Genomic DNA, 23,279 nt, shown 5'->3' on the forward strand with positions numbered 1-23,279 from the left:
TGTGGAGGTCGGAGTTATGCAAGGCAATATTGCGATTCGTGATGTCTACAAGGGCTATGGGTCGTTTACCGCGATTGACCATGTCTCCCTGGACGTCAATCCTGGTGAGTTTCTTACGCTTCTCGGCCCTTCGGGGTCGGGGAAGACGACCTTGCTCAATGTGTTGGCGGGCTTTATTCGCCCGGACTCGGGAAGTATCAAGGTCGATGGCGTAGAGTTTCTGAACTGTCCGCCACACAAGCGGGATATCGGCATGGTGTTTCAGAACTATGCGTTGTTCCCGCATATGACGGTTGCAGAAAATGTCGCCTATCCCTTGCGCCTGCGCAAGGTCAGCGGCGCGGAGCGAACCCGCAGGGTCAAAGCCTCTCTGGAAATGGTGCAGATGGACCATCTCGGTGAGCGCGGCATTCATCAGCTTTCAGGCGGTCAGCGTCAGCGTGTCGCGCTGGCCAGGGCGATGGTGTTCGAACCGAAGATCATGCTGATGGACGAACCGCTTTCAGCACTGGACAAGAACCTGCGCGAGCACATGCAACTGGAGCTCAAGCGCCTGCATGCCCGACTGGGCATGACCACGATTTATGTCACCCATGATCAGAAAGAAGCGCTGACCCTGTCACACCGCATTGCAGTGTTGAACAAAGGTAGGCTGGCGCAACTGGATACTCCGGATGCGCTCTATGAGCGGCCGAACAATCGGTTTGTCGCGGGTTTCATCGGCGAGAGTTGTTTTTTTCCTGTGGGGGAGGATGGCAATGCCGTTACTTTCCAGGGGCGAGCGTTGAAATTGCCGAAGGGTACGGCGCTCAAACTTTCACAACCGCGGGTGCTGATGGTGCGCCCCGAGCGCCTGCAATGGCAGGCCCCGTCGGATTCGAGTGCGATGAACCGAATCGACGCAGTTGCACGCGACGTGGTCTATCAGGGTGACAGCTATCACGTTGGCCTGGTGCTGTCCGATGGCAGCGAGCTCACTGCGCGTCATCAAAAAGGCTTTCGCGACGTACCGGTGCCGACACCGGGTGCGGCGGTTCAGCTTTGGCTGCATGCCGAGGACACTTTGCTGGTGACGGAGGGCGCATGAATGCCGACCTTCCCCCTCGCCAAAAGCAACAGAGGGTTACGCCCATGAAACACGTCAGTCTCTCCAGTCGCGCCAGAAGCGCTGCCATAGGCGGGGAAGATCCCATGGCCAGCCACCTGGCGATGGCCGAACGAAAGGAGCGCTGGGCTCTACTTTCCCTGACGCTACCGGGTTTCATTTTGGTGTTCGTGGTATTGGCTGTGCCCTTGGGATGGCTGTTCTGGTTGTCGGCATTTGACAGCAGCGGTGCACTGACCCTGGACAATTATCTGCGTTTGCTACGGCCTGTGTATCTGAGCAGCTTCATCATCACCTTCCAGATGGCGTTCTGCGTGACGCTGGTTTGCGTGTTGCTGGGTTATCCGCTGGCCTACCTGCTTTCGCAGTTACCCGACCGGGCCAGCCAAATCTGCATGGCCTTTGTACTGCTGCCGTTCTGGACTTCGATCCTGGTACGTACCTACGCCTGGCTGGTGTTGTTACAGCGCCAAGGGGTCATCAACAACTGGTTGCTCGATCTGGGCTTGATCCATGAACCGCTGGCTTTGGTTAATAACTTCTTCGGAACCGTCGTCGGCATGGTGCACGTCATGTTGCCGTTCATGGTGCTGCCGCTCTACGACAAGATGAAAAACATCGATCCACTGTTGATGTCGGCGGCGGCCAATTGCGGTGCCACACCGTCCCAGGCATTTCGCCAGGTGTTCCTGAAATTGTCGCTACCTGGCCTGGCCTCGGGCATCACGCTGGTCTTCGTGATTTGCCTGGGCTTTTACCTGACGCCGGCATTGTTGGGCGGTGGCAGGGTGTCGATGTGGTCGATGAAAATCAGCGACACCATCGCCCTGTACGGTAACTGGGGGGCGGCGAGTGCACTGGGCGTGGCCCTGCTGATCGCTACTGTTTTGATCCTTTGGGGGATGCGCAAGTTGTTCGGTCTCAATGATCAAGGGAGAAAAAGCTGATGTTCAAGCTCAATCAAACGGTGACGCCGACACAGATTACCCACGCGCACCGGCTCTGGTTATATGCGCTCGTAGGATTGATCCTGCTGTTCCTGATCATTCCGTGCCTGATTGTGATCCCGATGTCGTTCTCCGCCTCGCAGTACCTGGAGTTTCCGCCGCGGGAATGGAGCCTGCGCTGGTACCAGGCCTACCTGGGTTCGCCGGAATGGATGATGGCAACCTGGGTCACGGTGAAAGTGGCGATCATGGCGACCTGTATCGCCACGGTGTTGGGGACGCTGGCCGCCTACGGTCTGTCGCAAGTGCGCGGAGGCATGGCGAAGTTGGTCAATAGCCTGATGATGCTGCCGATGCTGGTGCCCATCATTCTGGTAGCGATCGGGGTGTTTTTCGTCTACTCGCGTACCGGACTGAACAACTCCATCATGGGACTGGTGCTGGCCCACAGTGTGTTGGCGATTCCATTCGTGCTGATCGCCGTGGGCAATGGCCTCCAGGGATTTGACATGAATCAGGAAATGGCTGCCCGCAGCCTCGGTGCGTCGCGCCCCTGGGCCTTTCTGACGGTGACGTTGCCGCAATTGCGGCTATCGATCTGTTCTGGAGCGCTGTTCGCCTTTATCGCTTCATTCGATGAGGTGGTCATCGCACTGTTCATTGTTGGGGGCGAGAGCTCCACGCTGCCACGACGCATGTTCGCCAATATCCGTGATCAGATCGATCCGACCGTGGCAGCGGTGTCGACCTTGATGATTGTCTTGTCGATCCTGCTCTTGGTGGCGATGCAGTACATCAAGAGCCTGGAACGTCGTCAGCAACATTGATTTGATTCGATGGTGTTTGGTGAGGGGCGCTCTATTCTGGTGTGGCTGGTGGGGCTCAGTCACGCCCATGCAATGCATGGAAGCAGGGATGATTGAATAAAAATTTTACGTAAAATTATTTTACACCGTAAATTTATAAGACAAAAAAATCCGCAAGTTTTGTTACGGATTAGCGGAATATGTCCCTCCGCGGCGTGGGAACCCGTAAATAATAAAGCCCTCGGTGGTGTGGCATTCATTTTGCTTGAGTGGCTCTGTGCGATCGACACGTGGCCCCCCCAGAATATTGAGGTGAAGGTTGTGGTGTCGCAAGTACTAGGTTTTAAGGGTGGTTGAGGAAGTTTGGCATTCAATCAATGAGCTATTAATCATTGTGGTGACGTTGAACTTTAATTAAAGTCTAAAAACAAGGGTCAATGACATGCGAGCATTCAAGGCGATCACCTTCGATTTCTGGGGAACGCTGGTCGATGTTGATACTAGCGGTCAAGCCGGCGTGGCTGAAGTTCTTGGCGAATGTGGCTTGGCTGGTTTCGACTCGCAAGAGCTCTATTTAAAATGGGATGACGCGACAGTGCGGCGTTATCGGTCCGGGGTCTGGCAGCCTTACTTCAACTACGCTCTGCTTGGGCTCCGGGACGTGTTGGAACCTTTGGGATTTGAAGCTGGACCAGAACGGTGGCTTCAACTCACCGAGATATTGCTGGCGACGATGACACGGGATGCGAAACCTCATCCAGAGGTGCCCGAAATTATCTCCGTCCTGAAGCAGCGCTATCCGCTGATGCCGATCACCAATATGGATAATAGGTTCTTTGATTTGAATCCCTTCAGGGCTGAGTTCTCCCAGGCGACAACCGCCGAAGAAGCGAATGCGTTCAAGCCTTCGGCCTTAATTTTCAAGCATGCAATTGAAAAGCTTGGAGTTCCCGCGGACCAGATCCTGCACGTATCTCTGTCTCAGTTTGCAGATCTGGAAGGTGCGATGCCGATGGGAATGCAAGTCGCCTGGATCAATCGGTATGGCGAGCCAAGAGGGCGATTTACACCCGCTCCGCTCTACGAGTTCGGAAATTTATTGGGGTTGCGCGACGTGATTGAAGCTGCTTGGTAAGAGTTAGCCTTTTTACTTTCAGTGAGTGCCTTGCGCTCTCTATGTTTACAATTTGAGTGTGGTGTGAAGTTTGCGTTGTAGTGGTCATGGAGCAGTATTCCATGGCTGCTGCAGCGCTTTTTTTATGCTTTTTTAAAGCGGGTTCGAAGTGTCGCGAAAGATGTGCTTGATGAACTGGCTCTGACGGCTGCATTGGGACGCTTTCGAGGTGACATCAACCGTACAAAATATTTACAGTGTAAAAATATTGATCGATTTAATTTTTTACATTGCATAAAATTTGCAGTTCAAGTTTTTAAAAATAATCGTTATATATCAGTAAGTTGTCGAAAAAATCCTGTCTGGCACCCTCTTTGCTTACTGCTAAGCACATCAACAAGAGAGGTGTTTCATGGAGATTGCAAAGGATTCGACACATCACGTGGATACTCAGGTCACTCCGAGTATGACCGCCAGTTCATTCGCTACCCGCCCTGGAGAAAAGTATCCAACGGTGCTGAGCACGCCCTTTTTGGTAAGTGAGCTTGAGCGCGTTGCTGCGGACATGCTCGTGCCACTGCTGGGTGAAGGCAAAGTATCGGTGGGTGTTTCTGTAGCTATCGAACATTTGGCACCGACCCCTGTGGGTTTGAATATTCGTTCCCACGCCCGCTTTATCGGGCAAGAAGGAAAACTTTATTGGTTTGAAGTTTGGTCTGAAGACCCAGCAGGGTCGATCGGACGTGGGAAACATGCCCGAGCCATTGTAGATCTCTCGGCTATTGAAACACGCGCTGCCTCACGCAGCTCCTCAACAACTCAATAATAAGGAGACTTTCATGCCGCCCGAATTGTTGCACCCGGAATTCGAAACACTGTCGGAACAGAGCATCCGCAATCTCCAGAATGGTCTGTGGGAACAGCAGTGGGATTATGTACGTCGCACGTCAGCTTTTTATAAGGAAAAATTTGGAGCGACAGTCGATCAGAAGATCACTATTGATGATTTGCAGACCCTGCCGTTTACAGGAAAAGAAGAAGTTCGACGTAGCCAGGAACTGAGTTACCCGTTCGGCACTTACATGGCTTGCAGCAACGACAAAGTCGTTCGCGTTCACAGAACTTCTGGCACGACAGGCAAACCGCTGCAGCTGGCAAATAGTCGGCGTGACGTAGACCTTGTTTCTCTCGTCGGTGGCCGTGCTCAGTATTCCGCAGGCCTGAGACCTTCCGACCGCGTCGTACATTGTTTGAATTACTGCCAGTGGACGGGTGGTGTGACCGACCATATGACGCTTGAAGAGGCTGGGGCGGCAGTCGTGCCGTTTGGCGTTGGCAATACAAAATTGCTCCTGGACACCATTACCGATCTGGGTGTCACCGCAATTTCCTGCACTCCTTCATATCCGGCTTTGCTTGAAAAACTTTTGCGTGCAGAGGGCCGTAATCCTCGGGATCTCAAGCTGCGTGTAGGGTTGTTCGGCGGTGAAGCAGGCCTCGATAACATCGAATTCCGCGCGGCGATGGAAGATATGTGGGGCTTCAGCGTTCGCAACGCCAACTATGGCATGTCCGAAGTGCTGAGCAACTTCGCGAGTCAATGCGATCACTCCAATGACCTTCATTTTCATGGTGCCGACGCGCTCTTCATCGAAATTCTGGACGCGCAGGATCGCAGTCAATCGATTCGCGAGGGTACCACCGGGGAGCTTGTATGCACCCATTTGGCGAAAGAGTGCCAGCCTCTGGTCCGCTTCAAGACGCGCGATGTCATCACTGTCACTGGCACCGGTCCATGCAAATGTGGCCGTACCGGATTCCGTTTCCGGGTAACCGGCCGTACCGACGATATGTTCAATGTTCGCGGTATTAACGTTTTCCCAAGCTCTGTTCAGAAAGCGATCTTCAGCCGGCCCGATCTCGCCTCGGGTCAGTTCCGAATCGTATTGGAAGGTTCAGGTCCTTGGGACCGGATTCGGGTCAAGGCAGAAGCGGCGGCAGGCGTAGGCGAAGAATCCTGGGAATACGCCAGAAAGTCCCTCGAAGATGCCATTCGAACATTCGCGGGGGCAACCGCTGAAGTAACGATTCTGCCGATCGACAGTCTCCCCCGCACTGATGGCAAGACAGCATTGATCGAGAGGAAATCGTCATGAGTTACGCATTGTACGACCGACGCGACGCCATTGGTGTCGTGACATTGAACCGGCCTGAACGATTGAATGCCATCAGTGGTGAACTGTTGGCAGCGTTTTCGGTAGCGTTGAAAGCAGCAATTGACGACTCGGAGGCGGCGGTCATCGTGCTGCACGGCGAGGGTCGAGCATTTTGCTCCGGCGATGATCTGAAAGAATTTGGTCTTCAAAGCGCCAATGCAGCATCGATCAAAGCGCACATCAGTGCGATTCAGGAAATTACCCATTTGATGATGGGTTGTGACAAACCCATTGTCGGGGCTCTCCACGGTTTCGCCGTCGGTGGTGGCTTCGAGTGGTTGTTGAATTGCGACATTACTGTTGCTGCTGACAACCTTGTGGCCTTCTTTCCCGAGATGGATTGGGGCCAATTTGTCACGGGTGGCGTGACTCATCTATTACCCCAATCAATTGGTTATCAGCGAGCAATGGAGCTGTTATTGCTCGGTGAGCGGCAGTCGGCCGACCAACTCCTGAAACTGGGATTAGTAAACCGAGTTACCAAACTTGAAGATATGCATGACGTCGCATTCGAAATGGCGGCGAAAATTGCTACGAAATCCCGTTTCTCTGTCTCTCGTCTGAAAAATCTTATTAATAAAGGTTTGGGCGACTCGCTGTGGAATGCGGTGAAGTTGGAAGAGGAAGTTACCATCGAGGCTTTTAGCCAACCTGGTGCGGCTGAACGTGTTCAAGGATTTATCGCAAGAAAGAAATAAACCCTAACGGTGTAAGAATATCAATAATAAAAAGGGAAATAGTAAGATGAAAATCCAGCGAATTCTCACAGTGTCTACTGTTCTCATGGCATTGAACACACCTTTGGTCCAGGCCAAGGATGTGGTTCTGGGTGTCGTGGGGCCGGCCACCGGTCAATATGCAGCATTTTTTGACCAAATCACCCACGGCGCAAAGTCAGTAGTAGAAACGATTAATGCTAATGGTGGTGTAAACGGCGACAAGCTTGTCTTGGATATTCAAGATGACGCGTGCGATCCGAAGCAGGCCGTTGCCGTTGCCAACAAATATGCTGCTCAAAAAACTGCGGCCGTTATTGGGCACTTTTGTTCGTCATCTGCCATTCCGGCTTCGGAAATATATGCTGACGCTGAAATTCCGATGATTGCCTCAGCCGCCAGTAGTCCGATCATAACTGAACGTGGTTTGCAGAACGTGTTCCGCACTTCAGGGCGTGACGACCTGTCCGCTGTTGTTGCCTATGAGGCAATTATCAAGCGCAAGCTAGGCACCCGAATCGCCATCATTAATGACAAGTCTACTTACGGACGTGGACTGGCAGAGAATGTTAAAGCCGGTATCACAGCTGCCGGCTTGCAAGTGGTCGTCGATGACACGCTGACGCAAGGCGAGAAGGATTTTTCGACACTTGTTTCCAAACTCAAGTTGGCTAACGTCGACCTTGTTTTCTTCGGTGGCTACTTTGCAGAGGGGGGGCTTCTTGTAAGGCAGGCACGGGAGCAGGGACTGAAGGCAACCTTTATGGGGGGTGACGGTATGGCGTCGACAGAGTTTGCCTCTATCGCTGGGGCTGCCGGGGATGGTTTCCTGTTTACGTTCTATCCAGATCCGCGCAATAACCCTAAAGCCGCTGATATCGTCAAAAAATTCCGCGACGTGGGCTATGAACCTGAAGGCTATACGCTTTATACCTATGCCGCTATCCAGGCTTATGCCAGCGCTGCGAATAATGCAAAGTCGACAGATGGGTCCAAGGTTTCGAAATCATTGCACACTGATTCGTTCAATACTGTTCTCGGTGATATGAAATTTGACAAAAAGGGTGACCCGAGTACCGAACCTTTTATCATCTATGCGTGGGAAGGTGGTAAGTACAAACCGCTTAATTAAGATTTTGACCATCGGCTTATGTCGCGTTTGACATAAGCCGACTTTCGATTAATTTAATTTTGGAGTTTGTAATGGGCTACTTCCTTCAGCAAACGATCAACGGCCTTACGCTGGGGGCTATATACGGGTTGATCGCGCTCGGTTATACGATGGTCTACGGGATCGTCGGAATGATTAACTTCGCCCACGGCGAAATTTATATGATCGGGGCTTTCATTTCTTTGATTGCCTTCACCGTTTTGGGTTTGTTAGGGATAACTTGGGTACCTCTAGCAATTCTCCTCGTCTTGATAATTGCTGTGGTCTTCACTGCCATTTATGGTTGGGCCGTTGAGCGCATCGCTTATCGCCCACTTCGTCGATCGTTTCGTCTCGCGCCGCTGATCTCAGCAATCGGCATGTCAATTTTCCTGCAAAACTATGTCCAGATCGTCCAAGGCGCGCGAACTCGGACGCTTCCGCAACTCTTATCCGGGGGCTATTCACTCTGGGAACATGATGGTTTCTCTGTGCAGATTACTGCCATCCAGATTTCCATCGTTGTACTGACCTTTTGCCTTATGGGGCTGCTGTATCACGCTGTCGAGAAGACCCGGTTCGGCCGTTCACAGCGCGCTTGTGAGCAGGATATGGAAATGGCTGGCATGGCCGGCATTGACGTGAGTCGGACTATTTCTGTCACTTTCATGGTGGGGGCAGGGCTCGCCGCCGCCGCAGGATTGATGACCACTCTGTACTACGGCTCAGTGGATTTTTTCATCGGTTTTCTTGCCGGCGTGAAGGCATTCACGGCTGCCGTGCTCGGCGGTATCGGGTCCATTCCTGGCGCGATGATCGGCGGACTCATCATCGGGTTGGTCGAGGCTTATTGGGGAGGTTATGTGTCTGGTGCCTACAAGGACGTTTCGGTGTTCGCCGTGCTGATCCTGGTATTGACGATTCGGCCTTCCGGACTCTTTGGTCGCCCGCATTTAGAGAAAGTCTGAGGCAGAAAAATGAAAACAACAATCGCCCAAACCCTTAAGAGTGCAGTGCTCCCCGCGCTGATTACGGCTCTGCTTGCGCTCCCCTTGGCGGGTTTGCAGCTTCAGGATCTTGGCGGCAAGAATGGACTGAACATCAGACCCCTCTGGGTCATTGTTCCAACCATTATTGTCTTCATCGGCCATTGCCTTGTGCAACTGCTGAGGAATCGGAACAAGCTCCAGCCTAAAGTTCCACGTCAATCACGAGCATCGACATATATCGCTCATGTTTCACCACGCCTGTTTCTGATGATCGGGATTGTAGCGGTGGTCTTTCCGATGTTGCCGTTTACAAGTCGCTACGAACTTGATCTGGCAACCACGTTTTTAATCTACGTGATGTTGGGATGGGGGCTGAATATAGTCGTTGGTATGGCAGGTCTCCTTGATCTGGGCTATGTCGCGTTCTACGCCGCGGGTGCCTATACGTTCGGTTATCTCTCAGTCAATTACGGCGTCAGCTTCTGGGTGGCGCTACCGCTCTGCGGACTGGTATCTGCATCATTGGGTATCTTGCTCGGTTTTCCGGTGCTTCGGCTCAGGGGCGATTACCTGGCGATCGTTACACTAGGCTTTGGGGAAATCATTCGTATATTCCTCATTAATTTGACGGACATCACCGGCGGACCAAACGGGATCGCGGGCATCGCCCGGCCAACCTTTTTTGGCCACCCGTTCGCAGCAACCGCGCCGGATGGAGTATCGACGTTCGCCGATATTTTCCACCTGGACTTTTCGCCGGACCACCGCTTCATGTGGCTCTATTACATTATTCTCGGCCTGGCAGCTCTCACGCTTCTCTTCACTGAAAGACTGCGTCGCTTGCCCATCGGCAGGTCATGGGAAGCCTTGCGCGAAGACGAAACTGCCTGTCAGGCGGTGGGTATCAATCCTACATCCGTGAAACTGACGGCGTTCTCGCTAGGTGCAATGCTGGGTGGCTTCGCGGGTTGCTTCTTCGCCGCCAGGCAGGGGTTTATCAGCCCCGAGAGTTTTACCTTTACAGAAAGCGCGATCATCCTTGCGATTGTCGTGTTGGGCGGAATGGGCAGCCAGTTGGGAGTTGTTCTAGCAGCCATTTTACTTGTTGGCCTCCCAGAGCTAGGACGAGATTTCGCTGAGTATCGGATGCTCTTGTTCGGCCTTGCGATGGTATTCATCATGATCTGGCGGCCACAAGGTCTGATAGCTGGAAGAAAGCCGTCGATTCTAGCTCCCACGACATTACCCCATCTTCAAGTTTCGGAGTCGCTGCGATGAATCAGGCCCAAAATTCCAGACTGCTGTCTGTAGAAGGTTTGAACATGCATTTCGGTGGGATCAAAGCGATCCAGAACCTTGACTTCAAAGCCGCCAGTGGTGAGATCACCGCCGTGATTGGTCCCAACGGTGCGGGCAAAACAACTGCTTTCAACTGCGTTACCGGTTTTTACAGACCGACTTCCGGAAAGATAACTGTAGAGGGAGCCGGCTCCAGCATCAGGGTCGACAGTCTGTCGGGCCATCAGATCGTCACGAAAGCGGGCATAGCGCGTACGTTTCAGAACATACGATTGTTTAAAGGGATGACCGCTCTGGAAAATCTGTTGGTCGCCCAACATACAGTGCTCAGCGGTGGTGGACTGCTGCAGGTCGCCGGTTTGTTCGGCTTAAAATCCTATCGTGACAAAGAGGAGGAAGCCGTAGCAAAAGCCATGACCTGGCTGCGGCGGATGAATCTTGTCGCACGTGCAGATGATCTCGCGGGCAATCTTTCATATGGGCAACAACGTCGGTTGGAGATTGCACGCGCGATGTGCCTTGACCCCGAATTTCTTTGTCTCGATGAGCCTGCCGCAGGGCTGAATCCGAAAGAGTCAGGAGAACTGGGCGAGGATCTGCAACGACTGAAGCTGGAGAATGGCGTCGGCGTGCTGTTGATTGAACACGACATGAGCGTTGTGATGAATGTATCGGACCGCATCGTGGTGCTTGAGTACGGCAAGAAGCTGGCTGAGGGGACCCCCGAGTACATCAAGGAACATCCCGGTGTAATCGCTGCGTACTTGGGGCACAGCGACAGCTCGACATCGCTGCAGCGTCTGCCACGTGATGGGCGGGTCCCCACCACTTTTGCACCGGCGGTTCTTGCCGTTGAAAATCTCCATGTCAGCTATGGTGCGGTAGAGGTGCTGCACGGTATCAACATGGAAGTTCGGCAGGGCGAGATCGTCACGCTGTTGGGTGCTAATGGAGCAGGAAAATCGACATTACTCAAAACCATTTTCGGCTCACCAGCTGTCAAAGAGGGGTCGATATCGTTCAGCGGTACTCCGTTGAAAGGTTTGCAGTCCCACTGTGTGGCGGACCTGGGTATTGCGCATTCTCCAGAAGGGCGCCGTATCATGCCCAAGATGACCGTTCTGGAGAATTTGCAGATCGGTGCATTCTTGAGCGATCCGAAGCATTTTCAGAATGACTTGAAAAAGGTTTTCCGCCTGTTTCCTCGATTGGAGGAGCGTGCATGGCAACGCGCTGGGACAATGTCTGGCGGTGAGCAGCAAATGCTCGCTATCGGACGGGCCTTGATGCAGCGCCCTAAACTTTTATTGCTTGACGAACCATCGCTAGGTTTGGCACCGCTCGTCATTCGTCAGATCTTCGATGCCATCCAGAAAATCAATAAAGAGGATGGCATCACCGTCCTGCTCGTCGAGCAAAATGCGGCAATGGCGCTCGCAATAGCAGACCGCGGCTATGTGTTGCAGACGGGGCGCATTGTGCATTCTGGAGACGCTGAAGTCTTGGCTTCCCAGTCCGAGATCAGAAATGCTTATCTTGAAGGGATGGCGGTGCCATGATTCCATTGACAGGCCAGTGACGGTAAGTGAATTGATCGATTCTTGAGAGTGCGATAGCAATGGAAATGGTGAAAGCGGACCCACTAGTCGCTCATCTCAACGAGCTTTGCGATTTGTATAGCTCAATTTTTCCTGAGGCAATGGTGGGTGTCGCAATTTACGATGACAGCTATCGATTAAGGAACTCCGCAGGTCTGATCATGTTTCCTGCTGTGGTGCCATTAAGCCGGCACCCGGTGGAGGACACTCCCGTCATGGGAGAGTGCAGTGGTCGCGCTCTGGCAATGGTCAGAATGGCTACAGGGGCGGAACAAGGGGCAATCTACTTCGCGGTGTGTGCGGCAGAGCCGATTTCTGAAGAGGTTCTTGTCCGGTTATGCAAAATGGGCTCGGGTTTCGTGGCCCGAACGCTTGACCTGCTTGAGCAGGCAAGTGTTTCGCAGCAGCTTTTCCGAGAGCAGAAAGCAATCATGGACAATATGTCGGATGGCTTGCTGGTTTTGGATCGATTTGGTGTCCTGCGTTACCTTAACGCCCCCGGGGGGCGAATGCTGGGTGTAGATCCAAAGAAAAACATTGGTCGCGAATTCCGTGAAGTCATCGATTTCGAACCCTTCATCACCCCCATCTTTGCTACCAAAAAAGGTTACGTTGATCGCGAACTTCAAATTCGGTCGAGCCGGCTGAATCTTCATATCCTTGATACCGCAGTACCGATTATCGACGAGGAAGGAACAGTCGTTTCCATCGTCAATACATTTCACGAGATTGCTCGGGCAAAACGACTTTCTAACCGAATGGCCGGCGACCTGGCTCGTTACCATTTCACCGATATCATCGGACGTTCCTCAAAACTTACCCAGGCAGTCGCCATCGCAAAGCGGGCAGCCAATTCGGATGCCAACGTTTTACTGTATGGAGAAAGTGGAACGGGTAAGGAAGTGTTTGCGCAGTCGATTCACAATGAGAGCAAGCGAGCCGGCTCGTCCTTTGTGGCAGTTAACTGTGCAGCTCTCCCGAGAGACCTGATCGAGAGTGAGCTATTTGGTTACAGTCCAGGAAGCTTCACAGGGGCGGATAAGGCTGGACGATTGGGCAGGTTTGAACTCGCTGCGGGTGGCACAATTTTTCTCGACGAAATCTCCGAGATGCCACTTGATGTGCAGGCCAAATTGCTCCGAGTGCTTCAAGAGCGGCAGGTGACACGGATCGGTGGCGCCACAAGCATTGCGCTTGACGTGCGAGTCATCGCTGCCGCTAACCGTGATTTGACTGAAATGGTTGCTAAGAAGGCATTCCGGGAAGATTTGTTTTACCGACTTAATGTGCTTCGCATTGATCTGCCGTCCCTGAGGGAGCGGCCTGATGATATCGAGCTGCTTATTGACCAGTGCGTGCAGAGAACGTGTACGTTGCTGCACCGTTCACTCATTGAGCTCGGCCCGGCCGTCATACATACGTTGCGCCATTACAGTTGGCCGGGGAACGTCCGGCAGCTCCAGAATGTTATCGAGCGCCTTGTCAATATGACCGATGGAGACCACGTAGCAGAAATGCCGCATGGCTGGCTAACGGACGAGAGGCCAGACATGTCGGTGCCCCTCGCTTCTGATGCTTCGGAGTCGATCCTCACGCTTGCCGAGAGCGAACGGCGAACGATCATTGGTGCGCTTCGGGCGTTTGACAATAACGTCACTCGAACAGCGTCAGCGCTCGGTATAACCCGACCGACCCTCTACAAAAAGCTCAAGCAATATAATACCGATGTATAAATGTCAGCGAGGTTGCTCAAGGGGCGCGCTCATCGAAATGCCCGGAAGAAGTTCGATAGCTGCTGATTACCTCTTCAACGAGACTAACCAATGAACGAGCAACTCCCACCTTATGGCGTTGCACCACTTGCACAGTCGGATAAAGATTGAGGGCAGTCTAGAAATACTTCCTCAAGTCGAGAAGCTCACCAGTTCTGGCATCCCCGTTATGGCTCATATGGGCTTTACACCTCAACTGGAACATCAGCTTGGAGGCTACCGCGTCCAAGGTCGGGGCGAGGCGTTCGATACTTCGCGATGCAGCGAGGGAATTTGCACAGGAAGTAGAGTCGAGTACCTTTCCCGGCCCAGAGCATACCTTCTAGTAAAACAGCGCCTGCGCAATCATTGTGCGGGCCATTTTCGAGATGTAATAACAGCTGCTTTCATCAGCAGGGAGATTCCCGTTTTACGCCATCAATACAGGGCCAGAAAAAACGCAGGGACTCAGGTCCATGCGTTTTCTGGTTCGGTAATGATGCGAGCGTGTCACTCGAAGTAGATGGTTTTGGCCGAATCGTACGCCGGTGCATCGAAGCTGATGAACAGCGCCGATTGCTGACCTTCGACGTAATACTTGTGTGGGACATTCTGCGGGATGGAAACGTAATCGCCTGTCTTGAGGATTCGATCTTCAGTCGGCGTGACAACCCGCGCGCTACCACTGAGGAGGATCAGTGAGTGATCGGCATCCGGGTGACTGTGGTTTTTCAACTCGGAGAACATCTCCACCAGATTCACTCGCTTGTCCGGTGTCTTTATCAGTGTCCAGCCGCGGTCACTGGGGTCGTTCCAGCCGGTGGGGCTGGCCATCACTGATTGCTGTTTCTTGACGACGGGAGGGGAGGCTGTGGTGGGCGTGGAGAAATCAACGGCGGAGGCCTTCGTCATGTCGATGACAGGGACATCAAAGCCCAGTAGAAGGGGTTTCTCCTGATCCAGCGGCGTCATCTGGTAGGCCTGTCCGGCAGGGATCGCAACATAATCACCGGCATTCAGGAAAACCTCACTGTCGGTGAAATGGAACAGCACCTTGCCTTGCAAAACGATCAGCGTGCGCTCACCGGAATCGTGCCTGACGACGGGGGTTTGCATGTCGAGCCGGACCAGGGTGGTGTGCGATAAAGCGGTTTTATGCATTTCCCAGATTTGCTGGCCGAGCACGGTTTCGTTCGCCGGGCCCTTCATCAAATCATCACGTTCAACCAGCAGCAATTTATCGCTGGCAAAGACCGGGGTTGAAAGCAGCAGCACCCCGCAGATCAACCGCAACCGCCGTGCAACAGGATCAAGAAAGACCATTTTTTTCACCTCTTCATTGGATGATGTCGCTTGGGGAAACAGTGGAGTGCAAAAGTGGATTCATTCCGCAGCGCAGGACACGGCTGTGCAGTTCGCGGCCTAGCGCGGCTTCGCATTCGGCAGCGACATCCAACAGGCGGTCCAGGTCGATGCCAGTGCTTACTCCCATGGATTCCAGCAGGTTGATCCAGTCCTCGGTACTGACGTTGCCGGTGTGCCCGCCACCGTACTTGACCTTGGTCGGATGGCCGCCAACACCGCCGAAGGCACAGTCGTAATGCGTGACGCCGACTTCCAGAGCTGCGACGTAATTCACCAGTCCGGTCGCGCGGGTATCGTGAAAATGAGCGATCGGAGTGATCTCGGGAAACGACGCCAGCACGGCGCCGAACAAGCGCTTGACGCTCTGCGGTGTCGCGACGCCGGTGGTATCGCCAAGGGTGACGAATTTCACGCCGCGTTTGGCAAACTGCTCAACATCCGCCAATACACTGGCTTCGCTGACGCGTCCTTCAAACGGACATCCAAAAGCGACGGAAACCGTACCGATCAAGCGAAACTGGTTGAGGGCCTTGTCGGCCATCTGCTCAATGTTCAGCCATTGATCTGCTCGGCTGCGCTTGAGGTTTCTGCGCGAATGGGACTCAGAGGCGGACACCAGCAGGCTGATTTCATTGGCCCCGTGACCGGCATCGAGATCGGTGACAGCTCGCTCCACTGCTCGCACGTTGGCGCAGGTCGCTTTATAGAACACGCCGGCACGACGCTGCAGAACCGCCAACAGAGCACTGGCGTCGGCAAATTGCGGAATCACGGCAGGGTTGGAGTAAGAAGTCGCCTCGATCCTTTGAAAGCCGATGTCAGCAAAACGCTCCACCAACCTGCGTTTGATATGTGTAGGCAGATAGTCCGGTTCGTGCTGCAGACCGTCGCGGGCAAAGCATTCACACAGAATGACGTCTCTCATTGGGACCTCTGAGCTGAAAACGAAACATGGTTGACATGGTGAACTAAATTTACGAGCATATGGTTAACAGTGTCAACCTGTTGCTGTGGGTTCCGTTACCGCTCACGCATTGCAGCTACCAGTGCAACCACCTGCGTCCAACGCTAATTTCCGAGGAGTGATCCATGTACACCGACCTGTTGTTTTACATCGACGGCCAATGGACTGCCGGCAGTTCTGGCAACACTGCGGCTGTAATCAATCCTTCGACGGGGAAGACGATTGGGCAATTGCCATTGGCATCAAATGAGGATCTGGATGCCGCATTGGCAGCGGCTGCCAGCGGATTTGAAACATGGTCCGCGACGTCTGCCTACGACCGTTCGGGCATCTTGCGTCGAGTAGCTTCGCTGGTACGTGATCGCCATGCGCTGATGGCCGAGTGCATGACATTGGACCAGGGCAAGCCGCTGGCAGAGTCGACCATGGAAGCCAAAAGCGCAGCGGACCACATTGAGTGGTATGCAGAGGAAGGCCGGCGTGCCTATGGTCGCATCGTGCCTTCACGTAATGCGGCGGTACGCCAATTGGTGGTGCGCGAGCCTGTCGGTCCGGTGGCCGCCTTCACCCCGTGGAATTTCCCGATCAATCAGGCGGTGCGCAAGATAGCGGGGGCCCTGGCTGCGGGTTGCAGCATCATCATCAAGGCGCCGGAGGAAGCCCCAGGCGCCGTGATCGAACTGGTACGCTGTTTCCACGATGCTGGTGTACCCAAGGGCGTATTGAACCTTGTGTTCGGTAACCCTGCGCACGTCTCCGATTATCTGATCAGGTCCCCGATTATCCGTAAGGTGTCCTTCACCGGATCGACTGCCATAGGCCGACAGCTCGGTGCCCTGGCCGCGACACACTTGAAATTGACGACGATGGAATTGGGCGGACATGCGCCGTTTATCGTGTGTGAGGATGCCGATATTGAGGCCGCTGCCACTTTGGCTTGCACCCTGAAGTTTCGCAACGCCGGGCAGGTATGTGCCGCGCCCTCGCGTTTCTACGTGCATGAAGCAGTATTCGCCCCTTTCTCCCAAAGATTTACTGAGTTAGCAGAGCAGCTCAAGGTAGGCGACGGCTTCGATCCAACCAGTCAGATGGGGCCGCTGGCCAACGCTCGGCGTTTGATGATGGTTCAGGAGTTGCTTGCTGATGCCAGGGACCTAGGGGCGAAAATACTGACTGGAGGGAAGCGCATTGGTGACAAGGGTCATTTTTTCGAACCGACATTATTGGCCGATGTACCGCAACAGGCACGACTCCTCAGCGAGGAGCCTTTTGGTCCGGTGGCACCGTTACTGCGCTTCAACGACCTGGATAGCGTCATTGCCCAAGCTAACAGCCTGGAGTATGGGCTGGCAGCGTTCGGTTTCACCAAATCGTTGAAAACGGCGACCGAGTTGGGTAATCGCTTACAGGCGGGAATGGTCTCGATCAACCACTTTGGCCTGGCCCTGCCGGAAACTCCGTTTGGTGGAATCAGGGCCAGTGGTCATGGAAGTGAAGGCGGAACGGAAGGCCTTGAGGCTTACTTGACGACGAAGTTCATCAGTCAGATAGGCATTTGAAGTAAGACAGCCCAAGACCACTCAGTCCACGAAAGCTGGGTGGTTTTGGGTTTTTAAATCCTTCATGGGTGTTACTTGTTGATACGACGGTGTAGCGCTGAGATGAATATGGGGCAAGGAGTTACATTTTGCCTCTGAAAGCCTTCGGTCCAGCTCAGCGGAAAACAAGATATGGTGCCGGAGCTATCGGAATAGAAGTGTTTATGATGGGTGGCCCACCACTTGCAGTGATTAATGTTTTTTTTGTGGCGGCTGCGATTTGTTGGTAGGTAAAAAAAGCGCCTTTTTCAGTTTTTCTATAAATGGTTGTCGCATTCAAGAAATGTAGACTTCAATCCTCTCGCTATTATGTGGCAACTCGCTTGTCATCGATGATGTTAAGCCAGATTTTACATTAGTCTTAATTGGCGTCGTTTGTTCGAAGTGACTTTTAGTCTGTTTCTACGGCAGACTCATGCCGCTGTTTTTTCCCAGTCTGATATCTGGACAGGCCGTTGCAAAGTACGCCATTGAGCAAGAACTCCCAATAAGAAAGATGAAAAGGTGGACTTGAGTATGGAGCATAATCATGGTGCTTATTAATCCCAGCAGACTACTCGCAGATCTGAGACAGTTACGAAGTTTTGGGGCCGTCGGACCTGGTGTGGTTCGACTGTCGCTTTCTGCGGTAGACATGGAATCGCGCAACTGGCTTGCCAGTCGGATGGCAGACGCAGGTCTGGAGCCGGTGATAGATGGCGTTGGAACAGTCTTTGGGCGGTCGAAAAAAAGTGGCCCAGCGCTGTTGATCGGCTCGCATACGGATACACAGCCCACGGGCGGATGGCTAGATGGCGCATTAGGCGTAATCTACGGCCTTGAAATTGCTCGGGCCTTAGCGGAAAACGCAGATACGGCCCACTTGGCGATCGATGTTGCATCATGGATCGATGAGGAGGGAACGTTCTCAGCGCTTCTCGGAAGCCGCAGTTTTGTAGGCGATCCCGTAGAGGAGTCAATCGCTACTGCGACCAACCAGCAAGGCGTCCGCTTGTGTGACGCGTTGCAAGCGGCTGGTCTTGTTGATCGCCCCAGGGTTCGGCTTGATAGAAACAGGCATGTTGTATGTCTGGAACCTCACATTGAACAGGGGGGGCGGCTTGAGGCGGAAGGGAAGTCTATAGGCGTCGTTACCACAATAGTCGGTATACGCGAGTTTCGGGTCAGATTCGCCGGGCAGCGGAATCATGCAGGCACCACGCCCATGTCCATGAGGCAAGATGCCGGTGCAGCGCTTGTCGCTTTCATTGCAACGCTCGACGAAGCGTTTGTGCAAATCGCCGACGATGACACGGTGTGGACGGTTGGTCGCATTGATCTCGATCCCGGTTCGCTCAGTGTTGTTCCGGGACAGGCCGACATGTATTTGCAAATCCGCGATGCTAAAGCTGCTCGCCTGATGGCGCTTGAAGCGAAGCTGGCCCAGCTTGTTGAAGATTTCAACCTGAGCAACAAGGTGCGAGCGGAGTACGCAATGTGCGATGAGCCCAGTGACCCAGTCACCATGAACGAATCGCTACAGGGGCACATCGCGAAGGCGGCTGAGGGCGTGGTTCCTGGCCAATGGATAAGTATGCCAAGCGGAGCGGGACACGACGCTCAGCTTGTCGCTAAACACATCCCGACGGCGATGCTGTTCGTGCCAAGCATTGGCGGTGTCAGTCATGACTTCATTGAGGACACCTCCGATGAACACATTGTTGCGGGATGTGAGGTCGCCGCTGCTGCTGCAGTCAGCATTCTGCTTGAGAAGTGGGAAAGTTGGGCAGGGGAACTATAAGCATCCGTATCATTGCGCCTGATGAGATCATCGAAGCCCCACCCACGGTTCTTCGAGAGCTGAGTGTGGGGCTGGCCGAAAATTACTAAATGTATGTTCCCTGCCGCCCGGCGAATAATGATGATATTGACGTGAAAACTGGCGTCCATGGGTTTACATAGTAAGGGGCTCCCCATGGTTCAAGTTAAACGTCGAGCGCAACCGCAGCCAAGGACGGTTCATCGGTTTGTTTGATTCACAAAACGATGAGACGGTGGTGCTGTTGAATGACGAGTCTTGATTCTCAGATATTTAAACTTTATTGAAATCTAAACACCTTTCAGTATTTTAGTAAGTTGTTGTCGCATTAAAGAAATGTCGATTTCAGGTTTCTCGCTATCGGGCAGATCACTCGCTTGTTATTGCTGAGGTTGAGCCCGGTTTAATATGGGTATTGAGTGGCGCCGATTATTCGAAGTGACTATTAGTTTGTTTCGATGGCTAACTCATGCTGCTGTTTTTTTTCCGACACCGATGGAGTCTCAAGATGAAAAAACGTGTGCTGCTAGGCGCTTTGGCACTGTCCGTACTCTGCGTACAGACTTTCGCCGATGAGAAACCTCTAAAAATTGGTATTGAAGCGGCTTACCCTCCATTTGCCTCCAAGGCATCTGACGGCAGCATCGTGGGTTTCGACTACGACATCGGCAATGCCTTGTGTGCAGAGATGAAGGTTTAGTGTGTCTGGGTGGAACAGGAGTTCGACGGTCTGATCCCGTCACTCAAGGTGCGCAAGATCGATTTGATCCTTTCGTCCATGACCATCACCGAGGACCGCAAGAAGTCCGTGGACTTCACCGATCGCTACTATCTGACCCAGGCACGCCTTGTGTTCAAGCAGAGTACTGCCGTCAGCAGTAGCCTGGATGAACTCAAGGGTAAGAAAATTGGTGTGCAGCGCGGTTCAATCCATGACCGCTTTGCCAATGAAGTGCTGGCACCTAAGGGCGCGGTCATCGTTCCTTACGGCTCGCAAAACGAAATTTACCTGGACGTAGTTGCCGGACGCCTTGATGGCACATTGGCTGACGCCGTATTGCTCTCTGAGGGCTTCCTGAAGACCGACGCCGGCAAAGATTTTGCTTTCGCAGGCCCGGCATTTACTGACGTCAAATATTTCGGCGGCGGTTCGGGTATTGCCGTGCGTAAGGGCGACCCATTGAAAGATAAGTTCAGCGCAGCTATTGCCGCCATTCGCGCCAACGGTACCTACAAAAATGTCGAGGAAAAATACTTCGATTTCGATATCTACGGCAAGTAACCACCCAACGCCGCAGCCTGCGCGCCACGCCGAACGGCGAGATCGAAGCGGCCAAGGCCATGGGCATGTCGCGCTTCAATATGTACAAGCGCATCCTGCTGCCGTCGGCTTTGCGCCGGGCACTGCCGCAGTACAGCAACGAAGTGATCATGATGCTGCAGACCACCAGTCTGGCCTCCATCGTGACCCTGATCGACATCACCGGCGCCGCGCGCACGGTCAACGCCCAGTTCTACCTGCCGTTCGAGGCGTACATCGCTGCGGGTGTGTTATACCTGTGCCTGACCTTCATCCTGGTGAAGCTGTTCAAACTGGCCGAGCGCCGCTGGCTGGGCTATCTGGCCCCGCGGAAGCACTGATATGGAAAGTATTGAGGCCAAGGTGGCGGGGCGCGAAGCGCTGCGTCACGGGCGCTTGCTCAACGACTGACTGACTGTTTTTGTGAGAACCGACCGCATGTACAAACTTGAAGTCCAAGACCTGCATAAACGCTATGGCAGTCACGAAGTGCTCAAGGGCGTGTCCCTGAAAGCGGCGGCTGGCGATGTGATCAGCATCATCGGCTCCAGTGGCTCCGGCAAAAGTACCTTCCTGCGTTGCATCAACCTGCTGGAGCAGCCGTACGCGGGCAGGATCCTGCTCAACAGCGAAGAGCTGAAACTGGTGGCGAACAAGGACGGCGCAATGAAAGCCGCCGACCCGAAACAGCTGCAACGCATGCGTTCGCGCCTGTCGATGGTGTTCCAGCATTTCAACCTGTGGTCGCACATGACCGCGCTGGAAAACATCATGGAAGCGCCGGTTCATGTACTGGGCGTGTCCAAGGCCGAGGCTCGCGAGAAAGCCGAGCACTACCTGAACAAGGTTGGCGTGGCGCATCGCAAGGATGCCTACCCGGGTGTTTGAACAGTTGCTCCTGTGACAGCCGGGCGCGGGTATCCTGGACCGTTGCTCGGACGGCCTCTTCACCGAACACCAAGCCCTGAAGGTAGGTGCCGCAGGGATGCCACTAACTCCAGTGCCAACTGATACGCATGGGAAACCTGGCCATTCGGGCTGGCATTGATTAACAGAACATTGTTCATGTCTGATTCTCTGTCTGAAGGCTCTGCGTGAGCGCTGGATGCCTTTCCCCGCAAGCTCTGGACAAGATTGGCGGGCCGTCAGCTACGGCAGGCCGGCCTCGAGGGGCTCGTCTACCCGGACCCGCGAGGCCATGCACCTTTACGCGCAGCTATTGCGGCCTACTTGGGCATTTCGCGGGGTATTTCCTGCCACCCGGAGCAGGTGTTCGTGTGCGCGGGCTATCGCGCGTGCCTGGACCTAATTAATCACACGCTGATGCACCCAGGTGATACGTGCTGGATGGAAGAGCCCGGCTACTTCATGGCCAGGAACGCTCTACTGGAAGCTGGCGCACAGTTGGTGCCGGTTCCAGTGGATGACCAGGGGCTTGACGTCGCGCAAGGCATCGCTCGCTTCCCGGATGCCCGCTTCGCAGAGGTCACACCGACCCACCAGAGCCCGCTGGGTGTGTCGCTGTCACTGCCGCGTCGGTTGGCGCTACTGGACTGGGCCAACCGCCAAGGTAGCTGGATCATCGAGGATGATTACGACAGTGAATACCGCTATCAGGGCAAGCCCTTGCCTGCCCTCAAGAGCCTCGACCAGCAGGGCCGCGTGCTCTACACCGGTACCTTCAGCAAGGTACTGTTTCCAGGCCTGCGCTTGGCCTATCTGGTTGTGCCGGCCGAGCAGAGCGACGCGTTCGCCCGCCAGGCGGATCGTCTGCATTAGTGATCAACCCTCAGGCGGGGGGCATGCACCTGGTCGAGGGTCTTCGCGAAGGTGATGATATCGAGTTCGCTCAGCGTGCCCGGGCTGTTGGCATAGCCGTCGAACCGCTGTCACAGTGGTACCTGGAAGCCAAGCCCAGGCACGGCCTGGTGCTTGCCTTCACGAACATCACCAGTGCCGAAGAGGCATCGACTATTCCATGGCGACCCCGAAGTCAAGCCCGTCTATCCGGGACGGCGATGCGCAGGTCCGCGCCAACCAGAAGCTGCGCACCCGTCAAGCGCTGATCGATGCCGCCGTCGCGTTGCGCGACGAGGGCCATAACCCTAGCGTGGCGCAAGTGGCCGAGCGCGCGAGGGTGTCGCGCGCCACGGCGTATCGCTATTTTCCTTCGATGGAGGCGTTGATCAGCGAGACGGCGGCCGACCGTGAGATGCCGCCGCTGGAGCGTCTCTGGCGCCCGGGTGGCGATCCGGTCAAGGGCATCGGCCTGGCGGCGAATGCGTTGAACACACTGTTGCTCGACGACGAGATCGGCCTGCACGTGATGGAGCGTTCGTTCATGACGGTGTGGCTCGACAGCGAGGCCCACGAGCCCCTGCGGCCGGGCCGACGCATGAGCTACATCGAGCCGATCGTCGACTCGCTCAAAGACGTGCTGTCACCCCGGGCGCGCAAGCGACTGAAGCAGGCGCTGTCGATCGTCATGGGCACCGAGGCGTTGATCGCCGTGCGTGATATCAGTCGCGCGAGCATCGAAGAATCCCTCGATGCCGCCGCCTGA

The 23,279-nt window shown here is 54.2% G+C and carries 17 protein-coding genes and 6 pseudogenes; 21 read left to right on the plus strand and 2 right to left on the minus strand.

Going from position 1 to position 23,279, the window contains the following annotated elements; genetic code table 11:
• Positions 1-16: 16 nt before the first annotated feature.
• The 14 genes and pseudogenes from F8N96_RS00350 to F8N96_RS35840 all read left to right on the plus strand — a co-directional run.
• Positions 17-1,087 (plus strand): ABC transporter ATP-binding protein, encoded by a 1,071-nt coding sequence (locus F8N96_RS00350; protein ID WP_150796076.1) that lies wholly within the window; start codon positions 17-19, stop codon positions 1,085-1,087.
• Positions 1,088-1,191: 104 nt separating this feature from the next.
• Positions 1,192-2,052, plus strand: a complete 861-nt coding sequence (locus F8N96_RS00355; protein WP_224794063.1) for an ABC transporter permease — start codon at positions 1,192-1,194, stop codon at positions 2,050-2,052.
• Positions 2,052-2,879, plus strand: coding sequence for an ABC transporter permease (locus tag F8N96_RS00360; RefSeq protein ID WP_150796078.1), 828 nt, complete (start codon positions 2,052-2,054; stop codon positions 2,877-2,879). Before F8N96_RS00355 ends, F8N96_RS00360 begins: the two co-directional genes overlap by 1 nt.
• A 421-nt stretch (positions 2,880-3,300) precedes the next feature.
• Positions 3,301-3,993 carry an HAD family hydrolase gene (locus F8N96_RS00365; RefSeq protein ID WP_150796079.1) on the plus strand — a complete coding sequence of 231 codons (693 nt, stop codon included), beginning with the start codon at positions 3,301-3,303 and terminating at the stop codon, positions 3,991-3,993.
• Between the two features lie 391 nt (positions 3,994-4,384).
• Positions 4,385-4,798: a thioesterase family protein gene (locus F8N96_RS00370; protein WP_150796080.1), complete on the plus strand. Its 414-nt coding sequence runs from the start codon at positions 4,385-4,387 to the stop codon at positions 4,796-4,798.
• Between the two features lie 13 nt (positions 4,799-4,811).
• The gene (locus F8N96_RS00375; protein ID WP_150796081.1) at positions 4,812-6,128 is read left to right on the plus strand and encodes a phenylacetate--CoA ligase family protein; all 1,317 of its coding nucleotides are present in this window, start codon (positions 4,812-4,814) and stop codon (positions 6,126-6,128) included.
• Positions 6,125-6,886, plus strand: coding sequence for an enoyl-CoA hydratase/isomerase family protein (locus F8N96_RS00380; protein ID WP_150796082.1), 762 nt, complete (start codon positions 6,125-6,127; stop codon positions 6,884-6,886). The genes F8N96_RS00375 and F8N96_RS00380 overlap by 4 nt, the downstream gene beginning before the upstream one ends.
• Positions 6,887-6,932: 46 nt before the next feature.
• Positions 6,933-8,036: a branched-chain amino acid ABC transporter substrate-binding protein gene (locus F8N96_RS00385; protein WP_150796083.1), complete on the plus strand. Its 1,104-nt coding sequence runs from the start codon at positions 6,933-6,935 to the stop codon at positions 8,034-8,036.
• Positions 8,037-8,107: 71 nt separating this feature from the next.
• Positions 8,108-9,022, plus strand: a complete 915-nt coding sequence (locus F8N96_RS00390; RefSeq protein ID WP_150796084.1) for an ABC transporter permease subunit — start codon at positions 8,108-8,110, stop codon at positions 9,020-9,022.
• Positions 9,023-9,043: 21 nt separating this feature from the next.
• A complete protein-coding gene (livM, locus tag F8N96_RS00395; RefSeq protein ID WP_318187364.1) occupies positions 9,044-10,321 on the plus strand; it encodes a high-affinity branched-chain amino acid ABC transporter permease LivM in 1,278 nt (425 codons plus the stop codon).
• Positions 10,322-10,365: 44 nt separating this feature from the next.
• Positions 10,366-11,109: pseudogene (locus tag F8N96_RS35200) on the plus strand (ABC transporter ATP-binding protein); the annotation flags it as partial.
• Between the two features lie 33 nt (positions 11,110-11,142).
• Positions 11,143-11,901 carry an ABC transporter ATP-binding protein gene (locus tag F8N96_RS35205; RefSeq protein WP_224789473.1) on the plus strand — a complete coding sequence of 253 codons (759 nt, stop codon included), beginning with the start codon at positions 11,143-11,145 and terminating at the stop codon, positions 11,899-11,901.
• Positions 11,902-11,960: 59 nt separating this feature from the next.
• On the plus strand, positions 11,961-13,673 hold the full coding sequence (locus tag F8N96_RS00405) for a sigma-54 interaction domain-containing protein (protein ID WP_224789459.1): 1,713 nt from the start codon (positions 11,961-11,963) through the stop codon (positions 13,671-13,673).
• Between the two features lie 139 nt (positions 13,674-13,812).
• Positions 13,813-13,953: pseudogene (locus F8N96_RS35840) on the plus strand (3-methyl-2-oxobutanoate hydroxymethyltransferase); the annotation flags it as partial.
• A gap of 248 nt (positions 13,954-14,201) precedes the next feature.
• Here F8N96_RS35840 and F8N96_RS00415 read toward each other — a convergent pair.
• Both F8N96_RS00415 and F8N96_RS00420 read right to left on the minus strand, forming a co-directional pair.
• Entirely contained in the window at positions 14,202-15,014 is an 813-nt protein-coding gene (locus F8N96_RS00415) for a cupin domain-containing protein (RefSeq protein WP_150796087.1), read from the minus strand.
• A 13-nt stretch (positions 15,015-15,027) separates the two neighbouring features.
• Positions 15,028-15,981, minus strand: coding sequence for a hydroxymethylglutaryl-CoA lyase (locus F8N96_RS00420; protein WP_150796088.1), 954 nt, complete (start codon positions 15,979-15,981; stop codon positions 15,028-15,030).
• Positions 15,982-16,145: 164 nt separating this feature from the next.
• On the opposite strand from F8N96_RS00420, the gene F8N96_RS00425 reads away from it, so the two are divergent.
• From F8N96_RS00425 to F8N96_RS00460, 7 genes and pseudogenes are all read left to right on the plus strand, one after another.
• A complete protein-coding gene (locus F8N96_RS00425) occupies positions 16,146-17,579 on the plus strand; it encodes an NAD-dependent succinate-semialdehyde dehydrogenase (RefSeq protein WP_150796089.1) in 1,434 nt (477 codons plus the stop codon).
• A 568-nt stretch (positions 17,580-18,147) separates the two neighbouring features.
• Positions 18,148-19,398: a Zn-dependent hydrolase gene (locus F8N96_RS00430; RefSeq protein WP_150796090.1), complete on the plus strand. Its 1,251-nt coding sequence runs from the start codon at positions 18,148-18,150 to the stop codon at positions 19,396-19,398.
• Between the two features lie 526 nt (positions 19,399-19,924).
• Positions 19,925-20,698: pseudogene (locus F8N96_RS00435) on the plus strand (ABC transporter substrate-binding protein).
• A gap of 14 nt (positions 20,699-20,712) precedes the next feature.
• Positions 20,713-21,057: pseudogene (locus F8N96_RS00440) on the plus strand (ABC transporter permease subunit); the annotation flags it as partial.
• Positions 21,058-21,154: 97 nt separating this feature from the next.
• Positions 21,155-21,595: pseudogene (locus F8N96_RS00445) on the plus strand (ATP-binding cassette domain-containing protein); the annotation flags it as partial.
• A gap of 219 nt (positions 21,596-21,814) precedes the next feature.
• Positions 21,815-22,782 (plus strand): annotated as a pseudogene (locus F8N96_RS00455) (PLP-dependent aminotransferase family protein); the annotation flags it as partial.
• Positions 22,695-23,279 (plus strand): TetR/AcrR family transcriptional regulator, encoded by a 585-nt coding sequence (locus F8N96_RS00460; protein ID WP_150796091.1) that lies wholly within the window; start codon positions 22,695-22,697, stop codon positions 23,277-23,279. The pseudogene F8N96_RS00455 and the gene F8N96_RS00460, both read left to right, overlap by 88 nt.

It is taken from the genome of Pseudomonas fluorescens (assembly GCF_902497855.1).
Lineage (GTDB): Bacteria > Pseudomonadota > Gammaproteobacteria > Pseudomonadales > Pseudomonadaceae > Aquipseudomonas > Aquipseudomonas fluorescens_BI.

Coding starts and splice junctions, on each gene's coding strand:
- F8N96_RS00460 (WP_150796091.1), top strand. CDS start 22,695: ATGGCGACCCCGAAGTCAAGCCCGTCTATCCGGGACGGCGATGCGCAG.
- F8N96_RS00380 (WP_150796082.1), top strand. CDS start 6,125: ATGAGTTACGCATTGTACGACCGACGCGACGCCATTGGTGTCGTGACA.
- F8N96_RS00365 (WP_150796079.1), top strand. CDS start 3,301: ATGCGAGCATTCAAGGCGATCACCTTCGATTTCTGGGGAACGCTGGTC.
- F8N96_RS00350 (WP_150796076.1), top strand. CDS start 17: ATGCAAGGCAATATTGCGATTCGTGATGTCTACAAGGGCTATGGGTCG.
- F8N96_RS00425 (WP_150796089.1), top strand. CDS start 16,146: ATGTACACCGACCTGTTGTTTTACATCGACGGCCAATGGACTGCCGGC.
- F8N96_RS00430 (WP_150796090.1), top strand. CDS start 18,148: ATGGTGCTTATTAATCCCAGCAGACTACTCGCAGATCTGAGACAGTTA.
- F8N96_RS00370 (WP_150796080.1), top strand. CDS start 4,385: ATGGAGATTGCAAAGGATTCGACACATCACGTGGATACTCAGGTCACT.
- F8N96_RS00355 (WP_224794063.1), top strand. CDS start 1,192: ATGGCCAGCCACCTGGCGATGGCCGAACGAAAGGAGCGCTGGGCTCTA.
- F8N96_RS00375 (WP_150796081.1), top strand. CDS start 4,812: ATGCCGCCCGAATTGTTGCACCCGGAATTCGAAACACTGTCGGAACAG.
- F8N96_RS00415 (WP_150796087.1), bottom strand. CDS start 15,014: ATGGTCTTTCTTGATCCTGTTGCACGGCGGTTGCGGTTGATCTGCGGG.
- F8N96_RS00390 (WP_150796084.1), top strand. CDS start 8,108: ATGGGCTACTTCCTTCAGCAAACGATCAACGGCCTTACGCTGGGGGCT.
- F8N96_RS00420 (WP_150796088.1), bottom strand. CDS start 15,981: ATGAGAGACGTCATTCTGTGTGAATGCTTTGCCCGCGACGGTCTGCAG.
- F8N96_RS00405 (WP_224789459.1), top strand. CDS start 11,961: ATGGAAATGGTGAAAGCGGACCCACTAGTCGCTCATCTCAACGAGCTT.
- F8N96_RS00360 (WP_150796078.1), top strand. CDS start 2,052: ATGTTCAAGCTCAATCAAACGGTGACGCCGACACAGATTACCCACGCG.
- F8N96_RS00385 (WP_150796083.1), top strand. CDS start 6,933: ATGAAAATCCAGCGAATTCTCACAGTGTCTACTGTTCTCATGGCATTG.